Raw genomic sequence first — 19,784 nt, 5'->3', positions numbered from 1 at the left:
GGAACGCAAGAGTTTGTTGACAACTACAAAAGCGCACTTGCCGAGTTACAAGGGCTTATACTTCCTAAATCAAAAACTGGTAAGCTAGTCGAAGGTTCATTCGCATGGCTCCTTAAACAGTATTTTAATAGCTCCAATTGGCATAACCTTGCTAAAGCCACAAAGAAACAAAGAGAATACACTCTTATGAAAGTGTGCGATACTATAGGTCACATTTCATACCAAGCAATCGAAAAGAAACATATCATAGCCGGTGTTGAACGGCGCAAAGAAACACCAGCAATGGCTAGAGACTTTCTACAATCCCTAAATGGGCTTTTTAAATGGGCAATTGAACACGGACTTTTGGAAAGCAACCCTACTTTAGGTATCACAAGACCTCCTCTTAAAAATAAAGAGGGCTTTCCCGTTTGGACAGAAGAAGATGTTGAAAAATATTACCAACGCTGGTCACATGGTACCCATGAACGTGTTTGGATTGATGTTCTTTTATATACGGGTCTGCGTCGTGGTGATGCGGTCCGCATTGGCTGGAAAGACGTCAAAGATAATATCATTCACATCAAAACAGAAAAGAGCCAATTTAAAACAGATGTCTTTCTACCTATTTTACCGGAATTAGCCAAAACGCTTGAAGTTGGTCCTATTGGAGAAGAAACATTCATTTGTGGTAAACGCGGGAAAAAAATACCCAAAAAAAGCTTCGGAATTACATTTTATAATGCTTGTACCCAAGCAGGTATCAAAAAATCAGCGCATGGCTTAAGAAAATTAGCAGCAACACGCGCAGCTAACTCTGGTGCAACAGTATCACAATTGAAAGCACTCTTTGGCTGGACAAATGACAGTATGGCATCTCTTTATACCAAGAGCGCAGATCGCAAAAAACTCTCCCTTGAATCGATACAAAAGCTCCAAAAAAGTTAGGGATAGAGATAAAAAAACATAATAGAATCAATAAGCACCTAATCCCTTACTACAAATATAACTTTTTGATTTAATTATTATTTGTTACCGTTGCTAGAAATAACAATACATCAAGGGGTATAATTTGTTAATAGGCTTGGTGTTATGTCAAAATATCAGCGATGAGATTGCTTTTTGGTTGTTTTAGAAATGAAATAATGAGCTCAAATATTGATGAATGAAACGGAAAGTTTAAATTGAAAATATTAATTCCAGATGACTATCAAAAAGCCACCCTAACATTACAGTCTATTACAAAATTAATGAAATCGCATGAAGTGCTGGTTATAAATAATTTAGCTAAAGAATGTAATTTAGAAGATAAGCTCAAAGAGATAGATATTCTTATCTTAATTAGAGAGCGGACTATAGTTGATAGAAATCTTCTCCTGAAACTGCCAAATTTAAAATTAATCTGCCAAACAGGCCCTATAGGTTCACATATTGATATAGAAGCTTGTAGAGACTTAGGAATTGAAATATTAGACGGTGGTGGAGATCCAACTTCTGCTGCTGAATTTGCCTGGCTCTTAATTATGTCTGCGCGTAGAAAACTCTATAAATCTGTGTCTGATATGAAAAAAGGACGCTGGCAAACAACATTTGGCAACCAAATGAAAGGGGCTACTCTTGGAATATTCGGGTTTGGGCGTATTGGCAAAATGGTTGCTCAATATGCTCAAGCTTTTGGCATGTCCATTTTAGTTTATGGGAGCGAGCGTTCAACGCAAGAAGCAAAAAATTTAGGTTATCATTTTACGCATTCAAAAGATGAATTTTTTACACGTCCTGACATTATATCCGTACATTTACGTTTAAGCGATAAAACAAGAGAAATCATAAAATTAGATGATCTATTGAGCATGAAACCACATGCTATTTTTGTTAACACAGCGCGTTCAGCTTTGGTTGAAAAAGGGGCGATAGAAAAAATACTAAGTTTGGAAAATTCAACTTACTTTGCACTGGATGTTTATGACAGCGAGCCAGTATATGGGAGAAAATTATTGCAATCAGATAGAGTTCTTTGCACGCCACATCTGGGCTATGTGACTGAAGAAAGCTTTGAGAATTATATTGAAAAAGCTTGCCAAAATATAGCTTCTTTTATGAAGAGCGCTTAATGCCGGCTGAGCCAATGTTTGTAAAATTTATCTTATATCGCTAGCGTATCAAATTTGCACGACACATAATAGCTTATTTCCTTAAATTAAGCATATTCCTTAGTTTTCATATTAATACCAATAGTATGAACAGATTTTTATGTAATCAGCATAAAATACACAATTTATTATTGCAATCATTAAAAAAGGCTACTTCATTGGAATACACTTTAATTGGAGGGGGGCGGAGTGAGCAATAATAAATTTATAGGAAAAAATTATTATAGATGGATTATATTGCTTGTTGCCACGATCGCTCAAGCATCAGCCTGCTTCTTTGTTCAAGGGATTGGTCCTTTAGCTGAATTTTTTAAGAAGGATTTCTCGCTTAGTGACTCTCAAATAGGTTTGCTGTCTTCAGCAGCGCAATTCCTACCTATTATTGGCTTACTTGTAGCTGACGAATTACTAGACAAGTTTAACGAGCGCTATATTGTTGGAGTTGGCGCGGTCGGCGTTTCTGTCGTTCTTTTGTTGGGAGCAATCGCAGATAACTATATTTCCCTTTTGGTTTGTTTGCTAATTATAGGGGAATTTTATAGTTCTGCTCAACCCGGTGGCGCTAAATCTGTTTCTTCATGGTTTCCACAATCGCAGCGCGGATTTGCAATGGGAATAAGGCAGGCGGGGTTAACATTAGGTTGTAGGGGCATTAGCTGGAATAGTTCTTCCTGCTAGTGTGCTTGTCTATGGCATACAAGGTGCGTTTTGGTCGGTGCCATAGTTTCTTTTTTAGGGGGATGTATATTTATTATTTTTTATCACTCACCAGCAAAAGTTATCGCTATCGTTCCAAAAAGCAAGGCAAGAATTTCGTTCTATGCAAATGTAAGATCTCGTCTTGCACTGTTGGCTGCGCCTCATATGAAGAATATTATTTTTCCAAGCGTTTCACTTGTGATCGTTCAATATGTTTTAACCATTTTTATAACGATCTATTTTTATAGAATCTATCACCTGTCTCTAGATAAAAGTGCTTATTTATTTTTTGTTTCACAGGCTTCTGGTGCCTTAGGAAGAATTATTTTAGCAGCGTAGTGTGATCATTGTAAAAAAGGACAATTTTTTCCTGTCTTGTTTTGCATGATTGCAGTCGTTTTTGGATTTTTAATATTAATTTTGGGCATAAGTGGATCCATAATTTATTTAACTGTTTTATCTGCTTGGTTAGTTTTTTGGGAATGGAATGGTATGGCCCTTGGGCTGCTTATATTGTAGACTCTTAAGCCGAAAGAAAGCGTTGTGTTTTCTCTGGGTTTAGCAATATCTGTAAATCAAATCGCAATTATTACTACTCCACCATTATTTGGATTAATCCAAGATTTTACAGGCACTTATTTTCTAACATGGCTGATTTTAATTATTGTTTTTTCACTTTTTTAATAAAAAAGTAGGGAAATATAATTGGGGGAAATTATAATGATAAATGGAAAATACTTTTTAGTTGAGCAATAAAGAGACAAACTTTGAGAGGCTTTAGACCATGTTATTTATGATCCATACGGTGGTATTGAATATTCGGTTGAGTTAAAAAAATAGCATTTTCGCTGCTACCACATAGAATATTGACAATTCTTATGAACCAAAAAGTGTCTATTACCCCTAGACCATATTTAATCTTTGAAAACCTTCCTGTTGATAGACAAATTAATATGTCACCTAATCCTTACAATTTAGATGCGTCTTGTAAAAGTGGCTATATTAGCGAAAATTTAATTATGATGTTTTCTTTATTGATCGGAGAGCCTTATTCAATTAAGTTTGAAGGCGAACATATAGTAAATAACCTAGTTCCTTTAGAAGATAATAAAAAAGATTATACAGGATTAGGATCTGAAGTTGAGTTAGATTTTCATATGAAAATGCTGTACTAAAATTTATAACGGATTTAAATTTATCTCCTAAAGGGGATACTTTTATCTGGTGTTCGCAATGGTGTTGATGGTCCGTTAACGAGAATATCTGATGCACGTCTAGCTTTAAAACTTTTAAGTGAGGAGGATTTGAGGAGCTTAAGGGATAATTTATATATAATTAATATTCCCTATAGATGGAGAAAAAATGGGGTAACTTCTACAAGTAAAGTGCCCCTCGTTCAAGGGGACGGTGAATTCCCAGATATCAGCGCTGTTTTTTATCCAGGCATGTTAGAGCCACAGTCAAAAAAAGCCAAGAAAGCTTCAGATCATTTTTATGAAGCTATTAAGGCTGTATCTTTTGGAATTGATGTACAACCAGGAAGATTATTATACATTGATAACAGAATGGCCCTACACTCTAGAGATAAATTTTTTGGATCATTTGATAGTTATGAAAATCCAATGCGGTGGATTCAAAGAGTGTTTGTGTCTGCAGATTTATGGAATCATAGATATATAGAACAAATAAAAGAAAGAGTATTTAATTTTCAATGTTAATATCCTGATAATGATATGATGTTGAGTATTATTCTGGTTTATATATTGACGATACATCTCATATGTATAGGTTTCTCCCGCATAATCATACCTGATTATAAGCTATGGTGACCTATTGGTTTTCTATGGCTGCATTTGATTTTTGTTATTTTTTTCCTTCCTTTCAAGCCGCTAGGGGGATTTTCCTATCAAGCCCCTGAAAGAGCTATTTGGAGTAATTTCATAATGCAAAACCAAAACATAGTAACAAACTTTTCTATTGTTTTCATAGGCATAACGGCTTGCATGGTTGCACCCTTCAAGCACTGTGGCTTTTTTTCTTGCACGATGGAATCTTTCATATATGAGACAACATAATTAATTTATAACAGATAATTCAATGTATTATCTAAAAAATGCAACGAAATAGCTATTAATGTGAACATATGAATTAAAAAACAAACATCGTGTACAAATAAATTCAAACATAATTGTGCACACGACTTATAACATTTTTTAGATGAACAAATAATAATACACCCCATGTCTTTAAACAAAGAATGAAAATCATAAAATGAGCTCTAAGGATAATAGGAACTCTCCACAAAGAAGAGACAGAGATGAAGACTCCAAAGACTTCATCATCACCATCCTTCACCATTTTGTTAACATATTCATTTTATACAAGAATCTTTCCCTCGGAAGAAATAGCATTTGCAATAGCTTCTTCGCTTGCCTCATCGGGTAATAACATCTCATTATGAGCACATCCCGATGGGATCATAGGAAAACAGTTTTCTAAATGATAAACACGACAATCAAAAAGAACAGGCTTATCACAGTCAATCATCTGCTGAATTTTATCATCAAGTTCATCGGGTTTTGAACAATGAATTCCGACGGCTCCATAAGCTTGTGCCAATTTCACAAAGTCAGGCATAGATTCCGTATAAGAATGAGAAAGACGATTACCATGCAGCAATTGCTGCCACTGGCGGACCATTCCCATATACTGATTATTTAAAATAAAAATTTTCACCGGTGCGTCATGCTGAATAGCTGTTGCAAGCTCTTGAATATTCATCTGAATGGAGGCATCACCAGAAATACACACAACAAGCGCATCAGGATGCGCTATTTGAACACCTATAGCAGCAGGTAAACCATACCCCATCGTTCCAAGACCACCAGAAGTCATCCAATGTTTTGGTTCATCAAAATGATAATACTGCGCTGCCCACATCTGATGCTGCCCGACATCCGTTGTAATATAAGCATTCGCATCTTTGGTAAAAGCATACAGCCGTTCAAGAGCATATTGCGGCATAATGACATCTTTTTTCTCCGCATATGCCAATGAATTACGAGCTTTCCAACGGTTAATTTGCGTCCACCACGCCTCACGGACTTCACTGTTAAACGCTGGTTGCTGTATCTTTAAGAGTTGCGTCATATCTCCTAAAACACAAGCCACATCACCAATAATTGGAACTTCTGCTTTTACAATTTTATTGATAGAAGAAGGGTCAATATCAATATGAATAATACGCGCATGAGGTGCAAATGCATCAAGGCGCCCGGTGATACGATCATCAAATCGTGCTCCAACAGCTAACATGACATCACAATCATGCATGGCCATATTAGCCTCATAGGTTCCATGCATTCCAAGCATTCCAAGCCAATTTTTACCGGAAGCAGGATAAGCACCAAGTCCCATTAAAGTTGAAGTAATCGGAAAATCCCCCAATTGAACCAAATTACGTAAAAGCTGTATAGCTTTCATCCCCGATGAAATAACACCACCACCAGAATAAATAATAGGGCGTTTTGCCTCAACTAAAAGAGAAACGGCAGATTCAATAGCCTTAGTATTCCCTTTCAACGATGGAAAAGAATGTAAAGACTCCTGAACTTGAGGTGCTCTATAAAATCCTGAAGCAAATTGAACATCCTTAGGAATATCAATCAAAACCGGCCCAGGACGACCTGATTGAGCAAGAAAAAAAGCTTCATGAATAATAGCCGCAAGATCATTGACATTTTTAACCAGCCAATTACGCTTCGTACAAGGCTTTGTAATTCCAACTGTATCAGCCTCTTGAAAAGCATTTGTTCCAATCACCGTTGTTGACACCTGCCCAGAAAAACAAATAAGAGGTATCGAATCCATAAGAGCATCTTGCAAAGGTGTAACAGCATTCGTTGCCCCTGGACCAGAAGTCACAAGCATAACCCCTACCTTCCCTGTGCTGCGTGCATAGCCTTCAGCTGCATGCCCTGCGGCTTGTTCATGGCGCACCAAAATATGCTGGAGTGTATCTTGGTGATAAAGAACATCAAAAATAGGCAAAACAGCCCCACCAGGATAACCAAAAATATGTTCAACGCCTTGATCTATAAGAGCTTGAACCACTATTTCAGCGCCAGACATTATTTTTCCATCTGCACTCTCTTGCTTTCTTGGATCATTTCTCATTTTTCCCACTCACCTACTTTATAGGACAATAAAAAAGCCCCTAACGGAGCCCATAAAAAAAGCCCCCAAAGGAGCCCATTACACAACACATACTGTATGATTACCCCCATTATTCCAACGTATAAAATATATAAAAAATTCCTTGTAGAGAGATTTCTAATTCCATTGATACCATTCGTCAATAAAAAATTATATTTTCTAAAAAATTTCTTTTTCACGAATTATCTTTTATCTTTCGATAAGTTTCTTTGCAAAGCTCTAACTCTTTTATCAAAAAGTAAGCATCCATTCTTCATCAAATTGATTACGAAACCATGTCATTTGTCTTTTTGCATATCTCCTCGTTTGTATTTTTACCGCTTCAAGAGCATTCTCAAAGCTTCTATATCCATCCAAATAAGCCATAAATTCAGGTATACCAATAGCCTTCATTGCTGGTAAAGAAGGGGAAAGTTTAAGTTTTTTCATAGCCACCACTTCTTCTAAAGCTCCTCTTTCAATCATAGAATCCAAGCGTTTATGAATACGTTCATAAAGCAGAGAACGTGGTGGCATGAGAAGAATTTTTTCAGTCAAATTCGGCGCAATGAGAGGTGTTGTTTTTTGTTTCTGCCACCAACTGAGCGTCTTACCGGTTGCATCATAAACTTCCAAAGCACGGACAATACGCTGTCTATCGTGCGAAGAAATTTTTTCAGCAACAACAGCATCAATCTGCAACAACTGGCGATAAAGACTTTCAGGTCCCTCTTTATCAAGCAGCAAACGCCACTTCTGCCGCACAACATCTGGAACATGAGGGATTTCCGAAATCCCCTCTAAAAGAGCACGAAAATAAAGTCCTGTCCCACCAACAAAAATAACTGATCTTAAAGAAAAAGTAGTCAATAGCTTCTCGACATCACACAACCATTGCCCTACTGAATAATTCAAAATAGGACTCACATGACCATAAAGATAATGGGGAACAATCGCGGTATCAGCCTCCCCCGGCCGTGCCGTTAAAATATTTAAAACATTATAAACCTGCATTGAATCAGTATTAATAATGAGAGCATTTTTTTCTTGAGCCATTTGCAAGGCAAGTTCTGACTTCCCACTTGCCGTTGGCCCTGCTATTAATGTAACTGTTCTCTGTGTCATGAATAGCAATTTCTCCCAATCAATAACTTATTGCAACATGCAGACACCCCCAAAGCCTTCCTGTATTTTCTCTCCATTATCATAGAGTAAATACTTCAAACAAAAATACGAACACAAATTCCCCTTAAGACAAAGCCCCTTATGAAACTTATAAAAAAGAAAAAATGGACTTAATAACAACACCAAAGGAATTTCCAAGCATTTTTTGCTATCATAATTCAATAACAAACCACAGCTATAATAATTCTGTCCGTTAAGGCCATTAAAAATATACTCTTTGTCATCATTTATGAAAATAATACTAAGTTTAATCTATACAATCAAATAGCTTTATTTTTTCCTATAAAAATAGCATGCTACGCCGGTTTATAATAAGAGCCTCATAAAGTATCATATCAATACCATTTACGTGCGCATCACAAGCAGAGATAAAAATGGACTTAAGAAAGGTGTACCAATATCTCTTATGCAGCATTTCAAAGTCTAGGCTGTTACAATATTGAGAACTGAAAAATACTATGATGACACCAATTTATACTTTGATATTCAGCATAAAGATATAATGATTTCCAATGGATTTTATATTGCACACCCCATGCTCTCTATCGTGAAATGAGCTTGAGAAATATTGGACATCACATGGCTGACTTGCAAAATATCCCACACACTAAGGCTGATAAAAAACAAAAAATAATTTTTTAAGGATCAATCCATTAGGAGCGTTACGAACCGTAACTCTCCATCTGGACGCGCTACAATAAATAGAGCATTTTTGCGTCCAGCTTCACGTAATTTATGAATACGTTTTTTAGCCTCATCAATTGTTGTGATAGAACTCTGATTGATATCAACAATCACTTCACCAACGCGAATACGCTTTTTATCCGCGGCACTATTTTGTGCAACAGATGTCACCACTAGTCCTCGAAGTTTATCTGAAATTGAATAACGATGACGCAAATCCTCTGTCAGTTCAGATAACGTCATTCCCATAAATTGCATTGTCACGTTTTTCGACAGATCTTGATTTTTTTTATCATCAACTTCTTCTGTATCTTCATTTGGATCTGTTTCAATCAAACGTCCAAGCTTAACTTTTACTGTTGCTTCTTGCCCATTGCGTAAAATAGTAACGTCCACCACTTTTCCTTCTGAACTTTCTGCAACTAAACGCGGCAAATCACGTGCATGCTTAATTTTGGAATTACCAAAGGAAAGAATAACATCTCCAGTTTGTAACTGGCTATTATCTACATTATTTTCTTCCGTCTGTTCTATTTTACCAGCCACCAATGCTCCCACAGCATTGTCCAATTTTAAACTTTTTGCAATATCCTCTGTTACCGGCTGAATACGAATAGCCAACCAACCACGCCTTATTTCTCCAAAATCACGCAATTGATTAATAACAGAAAGAGCCATATCCGATGGAATAGCAAATCCAATACCGATAGATCCTCCCGAAGGTGAAACAATTGCTGTATTAATGCCAATGACTTCACCATTTCTATCAAATAACGGCCCACCAGAATTTCCCCGATTAATTGCTGCATCTGTTTGAATAAAATTATCATAGGGACCAGCATTAAGATCACGATTACGTGCAGAAATAATACCAACCGTCACACTTCCACCAAAACCATAAGGATTACCAATAGCCATAACCCAGTCACCAATACGTGCTTTTTCTGAGTCACCAAAACGCACAGCTTTTAATTTTTTACTTCCTGCATCGACTTGAAGCAACGCCAAATCAGTTTTGCTATCCTTTCCAAGAAGCTTTGCCTTTAGTTTTGTACCATCCGTAAAATTAACTTCAATATCATCAGCATCTACAATAACATGATAATTTGTAACAATAATCCCTTTTTGCGCATCAATCACAAAACCAGAGCCTAAAGAACGCACCTTTTGAAATTGACTATCTTTTTGACCATCCTTGGGTGTAAAAAAATCACTGAAATATTCCTCCAGCAATGAATCTTTTGGGATAACGGGTACCGAGGTGTTTGCATCCTGTTCTGTTCCTTCAACAGTCTGCGCCGTGGAAATATTCACAACTGTTTCCAAAAGCTCAGAAGCTAAATCAGGAATAGAAAGCAATGCCTTGCTTGTCTCGGCTCCCCAAGACAAACTCACTGATCCTGATAGAAACAAAGTCACACAAAAAACAACTCTTGTGATAAAAAACTTTAAAAACGTATTTTTACTCACGACACTTCTATCCATGACATGCCTTTAATCAAAGATGCAAAGAGCCCCACTAAATTTATCTACGTAAAACCAGCACGGCTCGATACTCTCTACCACTTTTACCATAAAAGAAAATGGTCACAGATCATTCTTTTCATGCAAAATCTCGTATCTGCAATCCATTATTTTATCTATTCTCTCCCGATTTTGGATCAGTTTTACTGAGGCCAGTATTCATTGTCGGTAAGAATGCTTTATTTGCCTGCGGCGGATTACGAAAATAGAAAAAGAAATCCTCATTTGGAGAAATCACCATCGGTGTTTTCTCTAAATTCTTGTATTGTTCCATTGCCAACCAAAAATCGTAAAAAGACGGATTAGCCTCCCTCGCATTCAATAAAAGACGAATACTTTCAGCTTGACCTTCACCACGGGTAATTTCAGCATCACGCTTTGCAGCTGCTACAATTTCTTCATATTCACGATTAGCTTCTGCCACAATACGATCTCGCTCCTGCTGACCACGAGCCCGGATATTTTCCGCAGCAGCTTCACGTTCAGCTGCCATTTGCCGATAGACATCTTCTGAAACAGCATCAGTCAAATCGGTTTTACGAATACGCACATCAACAATGGTAATACCCAACGAGCCTGCATCTACAGAAAATTGCTTCTGTACTTCAGCCATCATCGCGCCTCGTTCATCCGATAAGGCTGCTTTAAATTCTCGCTTACCATAAACAGCACGCAAAGCGTCAATAAACCGTGGTGCAAGGTTTTCACGTGCCGCAATTTGTGGACGCCCAGAAGCAATGCGCTGTAAAAACAACTTAGGATCTGTAATACGGTAAATAAAGAACGCATCCACCTCATAATACGCACCACCACGAACCTGTACAGATTGTGTAGGAACATCGTAACGCAATAACCGATTATCAACAATGATCATCTTATCGATAAAGGGCGCCTTGAAATAGATTCCAGGATTAGATTCTACCTGAACAATTTGTCCAAAACGCTTAATTGCTACTTGTTGACGAGGATAGACGATAAATACGGACATCCACAAAATCATCAAAACAAACACTATAGCACTAAAAACAAACAAAAAGCGAGATTGCTGCATAATTAATCTCCTCCAGAAATACGAGAATCTAAGAGTAACGCAGGACGCGCTGCTGTTGCCTTTACTTTTTCCGATGACTTGCTACGCAACAATTCATTCAAAGGTAAATAAGGCACCGCTGGAGAATTTGCCTGATCAAGAACCAGCTTATTTGGTGAAGAAAGAATCCGCCCCATCGTCTCCATATAGAGACGGTAGCGAGCAGCTTCTGGTGAAATCGCAGCCTCTCGAGCTATCGCCTGAAAACGTTCAGCACGCCCTGTTGCCTCTTCAACCATTTGTGCCTTTTCACCTTTTGCGATTTCCCGTGTGCGTGAAGCTTCACCATTTGCTAAACCAATTTTCGTAAAACGCACACGATTCCCCTCTTCAATCATTCTTCCACGTTCCTGCTCCGCCTGCTGAACAGAATTAAACGCAGCAGCAACCTTTGTCGGAGGAGCAGCTTCACTGATAGAAACACGGCTTATTTCGACACCAAGTTGATATTTATCCACAGTCAACTGGATAATCTTTCTAACGTCATTAGCAACTTCTTCTTTCTTGTCACGTAAAACATCATCAACCGGCCGCGAACCAATGACCTCACGCATTGCACTCTCAGCAACTTGGCGGACAGTTCCCTCTTGATCATTCACATTGAATAAAAACTGACTAGGGTATGAAATCCGATAATAAACGGAAAAATTAACATTAACGATATTTTGATCACTCGAAAGCATTAAACCATCACTTTGTTGCGCCTGACCGGGCTTCCCACCAATCGCGATTGTTTTTTCCGTTAAAGGGACTTTCATATAGGTCTCAATTGGCCAAAAATGAAAATGCAACCCATCACCAATAATGCCTTCTTTAGGGATGCCAAAGCGCAACTCTACCGCTTGTTCATTTTGCTGAACAATATAAATTGACTGGTATAGCCAAAAAAACACAATAAGCAGAAGGAATAAAACAGAAAAACTGCTTCTCCCGAATTGTTTAAACTGATCCTGCCCTTTGCGCAAAATTTCATTAAGATTAGGACCATTTTCGCCACCATTACCGCCACCAGAACCAAAGAGATTCTTAGCTGGTGTTTTTTTGTCACCACTGTTTTTATCGCCACTCCACGGGCCACCACCATTTTGATTTGTCCAGGGCATTATCACCTCTTTAACTGATTACCACTACTCGAACACCAACCATTTGCTTGATCTTATAGGGTGTCTCTTACCTCATTACAATACAACTGATAAACCCTTCCACTTCATATTACAAAAAATTATTTCCGCTCATAAACAACAAAACGTGTCGGATGACTATCTTTATCCCCTTTTGGAATATCTTGTGTTTGCACAATAGTCCACTTTTCTTTATCAAAAACAGGAAAAAAACTATCACCTTCTATAGAAGCTAAAACTTCTGTAAGGAATATTTTATCAGCCATATGCAACCCTTGTTGAAAAATTTCACCCCCACCAATAATAAAAATTTCCTCTACATCATTTTGAGAAGCAACATTTGTTGCAAGAGAACAAGCTTGCGATAAAGAGTGAGCAACATCAGCCCCTTCAGCACAAAAGGTACAATCACGCGTAATGACGATATTTGTACGCCCTGGTAAAGGTCTCCCAATAGAATCCCAAGTTTTTCTTCCCATAATAATGGGCTTACGCAACGTCAAAGCTTTAAAGCGTTGCAAATCCGTCGATAAATGCCACGGCATGGCACCTTCACGACCGATAACACCATTTTCTGCAACAGCAGCAATTAAACAAATGGAAATCGTCATATTGCTACCGGCGCTTTAATATGGGGTTGTGCTTCATAATTAAGCAACTCAAAATCCTCAAATTGAAAAGAAAAAAGATCTGTTACCGCTGGGTTTATGCGCATACATGGCAAAGCATTTGGTATACGAGACAATTGATATTTTGCCTGTTCAAAATGATTAGAATAAAGATGAGCATCTCCCAGAGTATGAATAAAATCGCCTACTTTAAGACCGCTTACTTGCGCAATCATCATCGTTAGCAATGCGTAGGATGCAATATTGAATGGAACACCTAAGAAAATATCCGCCGAACGCTGATAAAGTTGACAAGATAATTTCCCCTCCGCAATGTAAAATTGAAAAAGACAATGACACGGAGGCAACGCCATTTCCTCTATTAATGCAGGATTCCAAGCTGATACAATCAAGCGACGAGAATCTGGCGTTTCCTTAATCATCGTTAAAAGATTGTTAATTTGATCAATATGGCGTCCATCAGGAGCGGGCCAAGAACGCCACTGATAACCATAAACAGGACCAAGATTTCCCTTTTCATCAGCCCACTCGTCCCAAATTGACACACCATGCTCTTTCAACCAAGCGATATTTGTATCGCCTTTAAGAAACCACAAAAGTTCATAAATAATTGAACGTAAGTGTAGTTTCTTTGTTGTCAACAACGGAAATCCTGCTTGTAAATCAAAACGCATCTGATACCCAAAGATAGATCGCGTTCCAACACCCGTTCGATCTGTCCGATCAATACCCTGATTTAAAACATGAGATAAAAGAGCAAGATATGATTTCATGAGGGTATTATGTCCGATTCTTCTTATTATAGAAAATAAAAACTGTAAAATCCGTACAAACATAATTCAAATCTTTTTCCAAAAGCATCTTACACAAGAAATTATCATGATCTAACTAAATTTTTGATGCAAAAGATAAAATACTATAGACAGCTTCTAAAAAAATGACATAAATGAACAAAGATGGATGAACATCAAATAAAGGGATCGACTATGGAAAAACAAGAAGCTTTAAAACCACATGATACAAGAAAACGTATCTGGGCTATCGTGTCCAGTGCATCAGGTAATCTAGTAGAATGGTATGACTTTTATGTTTATTCCTTTACATCTATTTATTTTGCATCACAATTCTTTCCCTCAGATGGCAATGACGTTACGCAACTTTTAAAAGCGGCGGGTGTTTTTGCTATTGGTTTTCTTATGCGCCCAATCGGCGGATGGCTTTTTGGCTTCATTGCCGATCGTTACGGACGCAAACGCTCAATGCTTATCTCTGTTTTTATGATGTGTGGTGGTTCGTTCTTAATCGCCCTACTTCCTACCTATGAAACCATTGGAATGGCAGCAGGAATTCTTTTACTTTTACTCAGAATGCTTCAGGGGCTTTCTGTCGGTGGTGAATATGGTACAACAGCAACTTATATGAGCGAAATCGCCCTCAAAAATCGCCGCGGATTTTTTAGCTCTTTCCAATATACCACACTGATTGGTGGTCAACTTCTAGCCAGTCTCGTTATATTCATTTTAGCGCTTTATCTCACCGAAGATCAGCTAAAAGCGTGGGGCTGGCGTATTCCATTTGCCATTGGTGGATGCGGCGCAATTGTTGCGATTTATCTACGCCGCACACTCCATGAGACAACGACCAAAGAAAGTCGTTCTAGTGCACAAGCTGGTAGTATTAGGGGACTTCTGAGCAACCACCGAAAAGCTTTCTTTCTGGTTATTGGCTTTACAGCTGGAGGATCGCTCACATTCTACACCTATACGACTTACATGCAGAAATATCTGATCACAACCACTGGCTTTGATAAACATACAGCCACAACAATCATGACAGCTGCACTCTTTGTTTTCATGTTACTCCAACCCCTCTTTGGTGCTCTTGCAGATAAAATTGGAACAAGAACTTCACTCCTTATTTGGAGTGTCTTATCTATTATCTTTACCATTCCTGGACTTAATATGATTGGTAGTACTGATAGTACATGGATTGCTTTATCAGTCATTACTGGAATGCTCTGCATTATGAGCTTTTATACATCTATCTCTGGCATTGTAAAATCAGAAATGTTTCCCGCTTCAGTACGAGCAATAGGAGTTGGGCTCTCTTATGCTATTGCCAACGCACTGTTTGGCGGTTCTGCTGAATATGTCGCGCTTGGATTAAAAGATCTTGGATATGAATCTGTCTTCTATTTTTATATAACCGGCATGATGATTATTGCATTCATTGCTGTTCTCTTAATGCCAGATGCTCGCAAAAAAGGGTATTTACAAGGAGACGATATTCATTAACCTTTAATGTTAACAAACAAGGATTTTAACAAAAAAGCCCAGAGTACTGGGCTTTTTTTTATATTCTTTCCGATAGAAGTTTAAAGCTCACAATTTTTTATCCCTTCAAACACTTTAAAGAAGCAATGTTCCCTCCTGCACACGCCGCTTATAAAAATAAATGGCTTCATATTATTATGTAATAAATACTTCTTTAGTTGAATTTAATTCACTGAAGATAAAAAACGTTTGATTTATTTTAATATTCCCATGCCCACTCAAAATCGAAGAAAAGTGATTATCTTTCAAGAAATTTTATCAATAATAAAGATTACACTCATGATTTTGTTTAATACGTTCTTAATAGTACCCCCTCATGCAAAACAAATCCTTTCATGAAAAATAGAAAATACCATTTTATTATGAATTCGCACACTTTTTTGAGAAACATTTCTCAATGCACCCAACTCCATTTCACAACGGCACCCGTGAATGACATAACGTAAAAGCTCCGTAAAGTATAAACATGAACATTACTCTCTTTACACTTAATAAAAGTGCAAGCCGCTATCATTATACTATTGAGGAACTCTTAATATTGTACTCCCCCTTAACACTTAAGATCATTCCTAAAAAGTATTTTAACTGATACACCAACCTCGCATGAAATAGTCAATAACATCATTTTACGAAACAACATCAAGCATATAAACTAAAGAGTATCATATCTTCATAAACACTCTGCATATGCAAATAATTCACAATCAAACAAAAAATAATATTTCCTTAAGGATAGTAAAAAGCGTATGATTTACGCAATGTAACAACACCATGAGCCCAAAACACCACTGATAGCTCTAGAAAAAATCTTTATGTTTCCCTAAAAAATTATCATGATACAATGGCGTTTTTATAATGCACATCGTAAATAGCTTTAAAAAGAAGAAAAGTTATAAATCTAAAAGGGGAATACTTCATGAATAATCAAACAACTTTAGATCCACATGATACAAGGAAACGTATTTTTGCTATCATATCCAGCGCATCAGGAAATCTGGTAGAATGGTACGACTTTTATGCTTACTCCTTTGCATCGGTTTATTTTGCATCACAATTTTTTCCTGAAGATGAAGATATTGTTACACAACTGTTAAAAACGGCAGGAATCTTTTTTATTGGCTTTCTTATGCGTCCAATTGGAGCATGGCTCTTTGGATACATTGCGGATCGTTATGGACGTAAACGCTCAATGCTTATTTCTGTTTTTATGATGTGTGGTGGCTCTTTTCTCATTGCCATACTTCCCACTTATAAAACCTTGGGAATAACAGCAGCATTTCTTCTCCTTTTAGTCCGTATGTTTCAAGGGCTTTCCGTTGGCGGTGAATATGGTACAGCAGCAACGTATATGAGTGAAGTTGCGCCCAAAAATCGTCGTGGTCTCTTTGCTTCTTTTCAATATGCAACAACGATCTCAGGTCAACTTCTGGCAAGTTTTATAATATTTATTTTAGCCATTTACCTTAACGAGGATCAGTTAAAAGCATGGGGATGGCGTATTCCCTTTGTCATTGGTGGCTTTGGAGCAATCGTTGCAATTTATCTGCGTAGCTTGCTTCATGAAACAACAACCCTCAAAAGCCGCTCTGAACAACACGCTGGTAGTCTTAAAGAACTTTTTCGTAATCATAAAAAAGCTTTCTTTTTGGTTGTTGGCTTTACAGCTGGTGGATCTCTCACATTTTATACATACACCACTTATATGCAAAAATATCTGATCACAACCACTGGTTTTGATAAACAAACCGCAACAACGATAATGACTGCCGCCCTCTTTGTTTTTGTGCTACTCCAACCCCTTTTTGGTTCCCTAGCCGATAAAATTGGAGCAAGAGCTTCACTCATTAGTTGGGGGGCATTATCCATTATCTGCACCATTCCTGTACTTAAAATGATCGGTAATGCCCATAATCCATGGACAGCACTCTTAATCATTATTGGAATACTCTGTGTTATGAGTTTTTATACGTCCATTGCTGGTATCATAAAAGCAGAATTGTTCCCTGCTTCAATCCGAGCAATTGGTGTTGGATTTGCTTTTGCCATTGGCAACGCACTCTTTGGCGGTTCTGCTGAATATGTAGCGCTTGGATTAAAAAATATGGGATACGAATCTGTTTTCTTTTTTTACATCGTTGGTATGATGGTCATTGCACTCATCTCTATTCTTCTTATGCCCGATATAGATAAAGGAGGATATCTCGATAAAGACGATAGACTTCATTAAACTTATTTTCTGGATAAAAAAAGCCCAAGAAATTGGGCTTTTTTTGATCTCCTCTCCACCCTAGTAAAGAACGAAAAGCCCGCCCCGCATTCGTCTTACAAACAACTCAGTTTCTTTTAAATTGTCTATAGTTACTGCCCTCTTTATGTAATTTACTTGATAAGATTCTATGGGCAGCCCTACCCTAAATATTTATCACGATATCTAAAAAACACCTCATACGGAAAACCTTATCTGAGGCTTACCTCACCCTCCTAAATGATGATGTGTTATGATACAATAAGATAATTAAGGACACAAAATCCCCTTTTACATTACTTAAGCTTTTTGAAATATTTTCAGTTTTGGGGCTTTCTGCTCATAAAGACCATCTCTTCTATAATCTTCCGGTATGCCAATAATTGCATTCTTCTCATAAAGTTTAAAGGTATCTTGATCTACTTTTCAATGTCCTCTCCCTTTAAATGCAACGTGATAACTTTTTATTCTATAACACAAGTAAAAATCTTAAAACGAATGACAACATAACTCTAATAAATCATCTTAAAGAGTTTCCCTAAGAAATTGTTATAATACCATTGAATTTTTCTGGAAATCATAAACAATTATGTTTAGAAAATATGAACTATAAATCCAAAAGGGGAACAATTCATGAAAAATGAAACAACTTCAGCATCACAGGATGCAAGAAAACGTGTTTTTGCTATTATAGCAAGCGCATCAGGAAATCTCGTAGAATGGTATGATTTTTACGTTTACTCATTTGCATCAATTTATTTTGCATCACAATTCTTTCCCTCCGATGGTGATACGATTACGCCACTGTTAAAAACCGCAGGTGTGTTTTTTATTGGCTTTCTTATGCGCCCTATTGGAGCTTGGTTTTTAGGGTTTGTCGCCGATCGTTATGGACGTAAACGCTCGATGCTTATATCCATTTTTATGATGTGTGGTGGCTCTTTTTTCATCGCCATACTTCCCACCTATGAAACCTTAGGAGTAACATCAGCAATCCTTTTACTTTTAGCTCGGATGATGCAAGGACTTTCAGCGGGTGGTGAATATGGTACAGCAGCCACTTATATGAGCGAAGTTGCTCTCAAAAAACATCGTGGGCTTTTTGCTTCTTTCCAATCAGCCACCCTTATTACAGGTCAACTTCTTGCCAGCTTCATTATATTTATTCTAGCATCTTATCTCTCTGAAGATCAGTTAAAAGCATGGGGATGGCGCATTCCTTTTGTGATTGGTGGTTTCGGGGCAGTGATTGCGATTTATCTGCGTCGTTCTCTCCACGAAACAACCACGAAAGAAAGCCGCTCTCACAAACACTCTGGCAGTCTTAAGGAACTTCTCACCAAGCATACAAAAGCCGTTGTCGTAATTGCATGCTTTGCATCAGGAGGATCACTCACATTTTACACCTTTACGACTTATATGCAAAAATATCTGATCACAACCACCGGCTTTGATAAACATACCGCAACAACGATTATGACAGCTGTACTATTTATTTTCATCCTATTCCAACCCATAGCTGGTATCATAGCCGATAAAATTGGAACAAAAACTTTACTTATCATTTGGAGTGTACTCTCTGTCATCTTTACATTTCCTGGACTCTGGATAATCGGTAATACGCATAGTATATGGGTTGCCTTTTCCGTCATTATTGGCTTGCTCTTCATTATGAGCATGTATACATCCATCTCTGGTGTCGTCAAATCAGCAATGTTTCCCTCTTCAATACGCGCATTAGGCGTTAGCATCTCTCATGCCATTGGCAACGCCTTATTTGGTGGTTCTGCTGAATACGTTGCGCTTGGATTAAAAAAGTACGGTCATGAATCTCTCTTTTATTTTTATATAACCGTCGTGATGATCATGGCATTCATTGCTCTTCTCTTTGTCCCGAGTATGCGTAAAGGAGGCTACCTCCAAGAGGATGAAAAACATTAACCCTTTTTAT

At 37.6% G+C, this 19,784-nt stretch carries 17 protein-coding genes; 9 read left to right on the top strand and 8 right to left on the bottom strand.

The window, feature by feature from the left end; all coding sequences use genetic code 11:
* The 6 genes from ACFINH_RS05530 to ACFINH_RS05505 form a co-directional block, all read left to right on the top strand.
* On the top strand, nucleotides 1-927 hold a 927-nt coding region (locus tag ACFINH_RS05530; protein WP_375632350.1), incomplete at its 5' end, for a tyrosine-type recombinase/integrase.
* Nucleotides 928-1,163: 236 nt separating this feature from the next.
* Entirely contained in the window at nucleotides 1,164-2,090 is a 927-nt protein-coding gene (locus ACFINH_RS05525; RefSeq protein ID WP_375632349.1) for a D-2-hydroxyacid dehydrogenase family protein, read from the top strand.
* A gap of 228 nt (nucleotides 2,091-2,318) precedes the next feature.
* Nucleotides 2,319-2,807, top strand: coding sequence for an MFS transporter (locus ACFINH_RS05520; RefSeq protein ID WP_375632348.1), 489 nt, complete (start codon nucleotides 2,319-2,321; stop codon nucleotides 2,805-2,807).
* A gap of 30 nt (nucleotides 2,808-2,837) precedes the next feature.
* The gene (locus ACFINH_RS05515; protein ID WP_375632347.1) at nucleotides 2,838-3,167 is read left to right on the top strand and encodes a hypothetical protein; all 330 of its coding nucleotides are present in this window, start codon (nucleotides 2,838-2,840) and stop codon (nucleotides 3,165-3,167) included.
* Nucleotides 3,168-3,706: 539 nt separating this feature from the next.
* Nucleotides 3,707-4,003: a hypothetical protein gene (locus tag ACFINH_RS05510; protein WP_375632346.1), complete on the top strand. Its 297-nt coding sequence runs from the start codon at nucleotides 3,707-3,709 to the stop codon at nucleotides 4,001-4,003.
* A gap of 18 nt (nucleotides 4,004-4,021) precedes the next feature.
* Nucleotides 4,022-4,546, top strand: coding sequence for a TauD/TfdA family dioxygenase (locus ACFINH_RS05505; protein ID WP_375632352.1), 525 nt, complete (start codon nucleotides 4,022-4,024; stop codon nucleotides 4,544-4,546).
* Nucleotides 4,547-4,734: 188 nt separating this feature from the next.
* Here the strand turns inward: ACFINH_RS05505 and ACFINH_RS05500 are convergent, their stop codons facing one another.
* The 8 genes from ACFINH_RS05500 to ACFINH_RS05465 all read right to left on the bottom strand — a co-directional run bounded on the left by ACFINH_RS05500 (nucleotide 4,735) and on the right by ACFINH_RS05465 (nucleotide 14,028).
* The gene (locus tag ACFINH_RS05500; protein ID WP_375632345.1) at nucleotides 4,735-4,872 is read right to left on the bottom strand and encodes a hypothetical protein; all 138 of its coding nucleotides are present in this window, start codon (nucleotides 4,870-4,872) and stop codon (nucleotides 4,735-4,737) included.
* Nucleotides 4,873-5,204: 332 nt separating this feature from the next.
* Nucleotides 5,205-7,004, bottom strand: coding sequence for an acetolactate synthase 3 large subunit (locus tag ACFINH_RS05495; protein WP_375632344.1), 1,800 nt, complete (start codon nucleotides 7,002-7,004; stop codon nucleotides 5,205-5,207).
* A gap of 270 nt (nucleotides 7,005-7,274) precedes the next feature.
* Nucleotides 7,275-8,147 (bottom strand): tRNA (adenosine(37)-N6)-dimethylallyltransferase MiaA, encoded by an 873-nt coding sequence (miaA, locus tag ACFINH_RS05490; RefSeq protein ID WP_375632343.1) that lies wholly within the window; start codon nucleotides 8,145-8,147, stop codon nucleotides 7,275-7,277.
* A gap of 705 nt (nucleotides 8,148-8,852) precedes the next feature.
* The gene (locus ACFINH_RS05485) at nucleotides 8,853-10,376 is read right to left on the bottom strand and encodes a Do family serine endopeptidase (protein ID WP_375628863.1); all 1,524 of its coding nucleotides are present in this window, start codon (nucleotides 10,374-10,376) and stop codon (nucleotides 8,853-8,855) included.
* Nucleotides 10,377-10,527: 151 nt separating this feature from the next.
* Entirely contained in the window at nucleotides 10,528-11,466 is a 939-nt protein-coding gene (gene hflC / locus ACFINH_RS05480) for a protease modulator HflC (protein ID WP_375606990.1), read from the bottom strand.
* 2 nt (nucleotides 11,467-11,468) lie between these two features.
* Entirely contained in the window at nucleotides 11,469-12,608 is a 1,140-nt protein-coding gene (gene hflK, locus ACFINH_RS05475; protein ID WP_375612019.1) for an FtsH protease activity modulator HflK, read from the bottom strand.
* Nucleotides 12,609-12,727: 119 nt separating this feature from the next.
* Nucleotides 12,728-13,237 (bottom strand): dihydrofolate reductase, encoded by a 510-nt coding sequence (locus ACFINH_RS05470; protein WP_375628859.1) that lies wholly within the window; start codon nucleotides 13,235-13,237, stop codon nucleotides 12,728-12,730.
* Complete coding sequence (locus ACFINH_RS05465) at nucleotides 13,234-14,028, bottom strand: thymidylate synthase (protein WP_273722957.1); 795 nt, start codon at nucleotides 14,026-14,028, stop codon at nucleotides 13,234-13,236. Before ACFINH_RS05465 ends, ACFINH_RS05470 begins: the two co-directional genes overlap by 4 nt.
* Before the next feature lie 213 nt (nucleotides 14,029-14,241).
* Between ACFINH_RS05465 and ACFINH_RS05460 the strand changes: the two genes are divergently transcribed.
* The 3 genes from ACFINH_RS05460 (at nucleotide 14,242) to ACFINH_RS05450 (ending at nucleotide 19,774) form a co-directional block, all read left to right on the top strand.
* Complete coding sequence (locus ACFINH_RS05460; protein WP_375612016.1) at nucleotides 14,242-15,549, top strand: MFS family transporter; 1,308 nt, start codon at nucleotides 14,242-14,244, stop codon at nucleotides 15,547-15,549.
* Nucleotides 15,550-16,504: 955 nt separating this feature from the next.
* The gene (locus tag ACFINH_RS05455) at nucleotides 16,505-17,815 is read left to right on the top strand and encodes an MFS family transporter (protein ID WP_375612015.1); all 1,311 of its coding nucleotides are present in this window, start codon (nucleotides 16,505-16,507) and stop codon (nucleotides 17,813-17,815) included.
* Between the two features lie 651 nt (nucleotides 17,816-18,466).
* Nucleotides 18,467-19,774 carry an MFS transporter gene (locus ACFINH_RS05450; protein WP_375632342.1) on the top strand — a complete coding sequence of 436 codons (1,308 nt, stop codon included), beginning with the start codon at nucleotides 18,467-18,469 and terminating at the stop codon, nucleotides 19,772-19,774.
* Nucleotides 19,775-19,784: the final 10 nt, after the last annotated feature.

It is taken from the genome of Bartonella sp. AA74HLJMH (assembly GCF_042197045.1).
Classification (GTDB): domain Bacteria; phylum Pseudomonadota; class Alphaproteobacteria; order Rhizobiales; family Rhizobiaceae; genus Bartonella.
The sequence above is the reverse complement of the archived record's forward strand: the minus strand, read 5'-3'. Positions and strand labels throughout refer to the sequence as shown.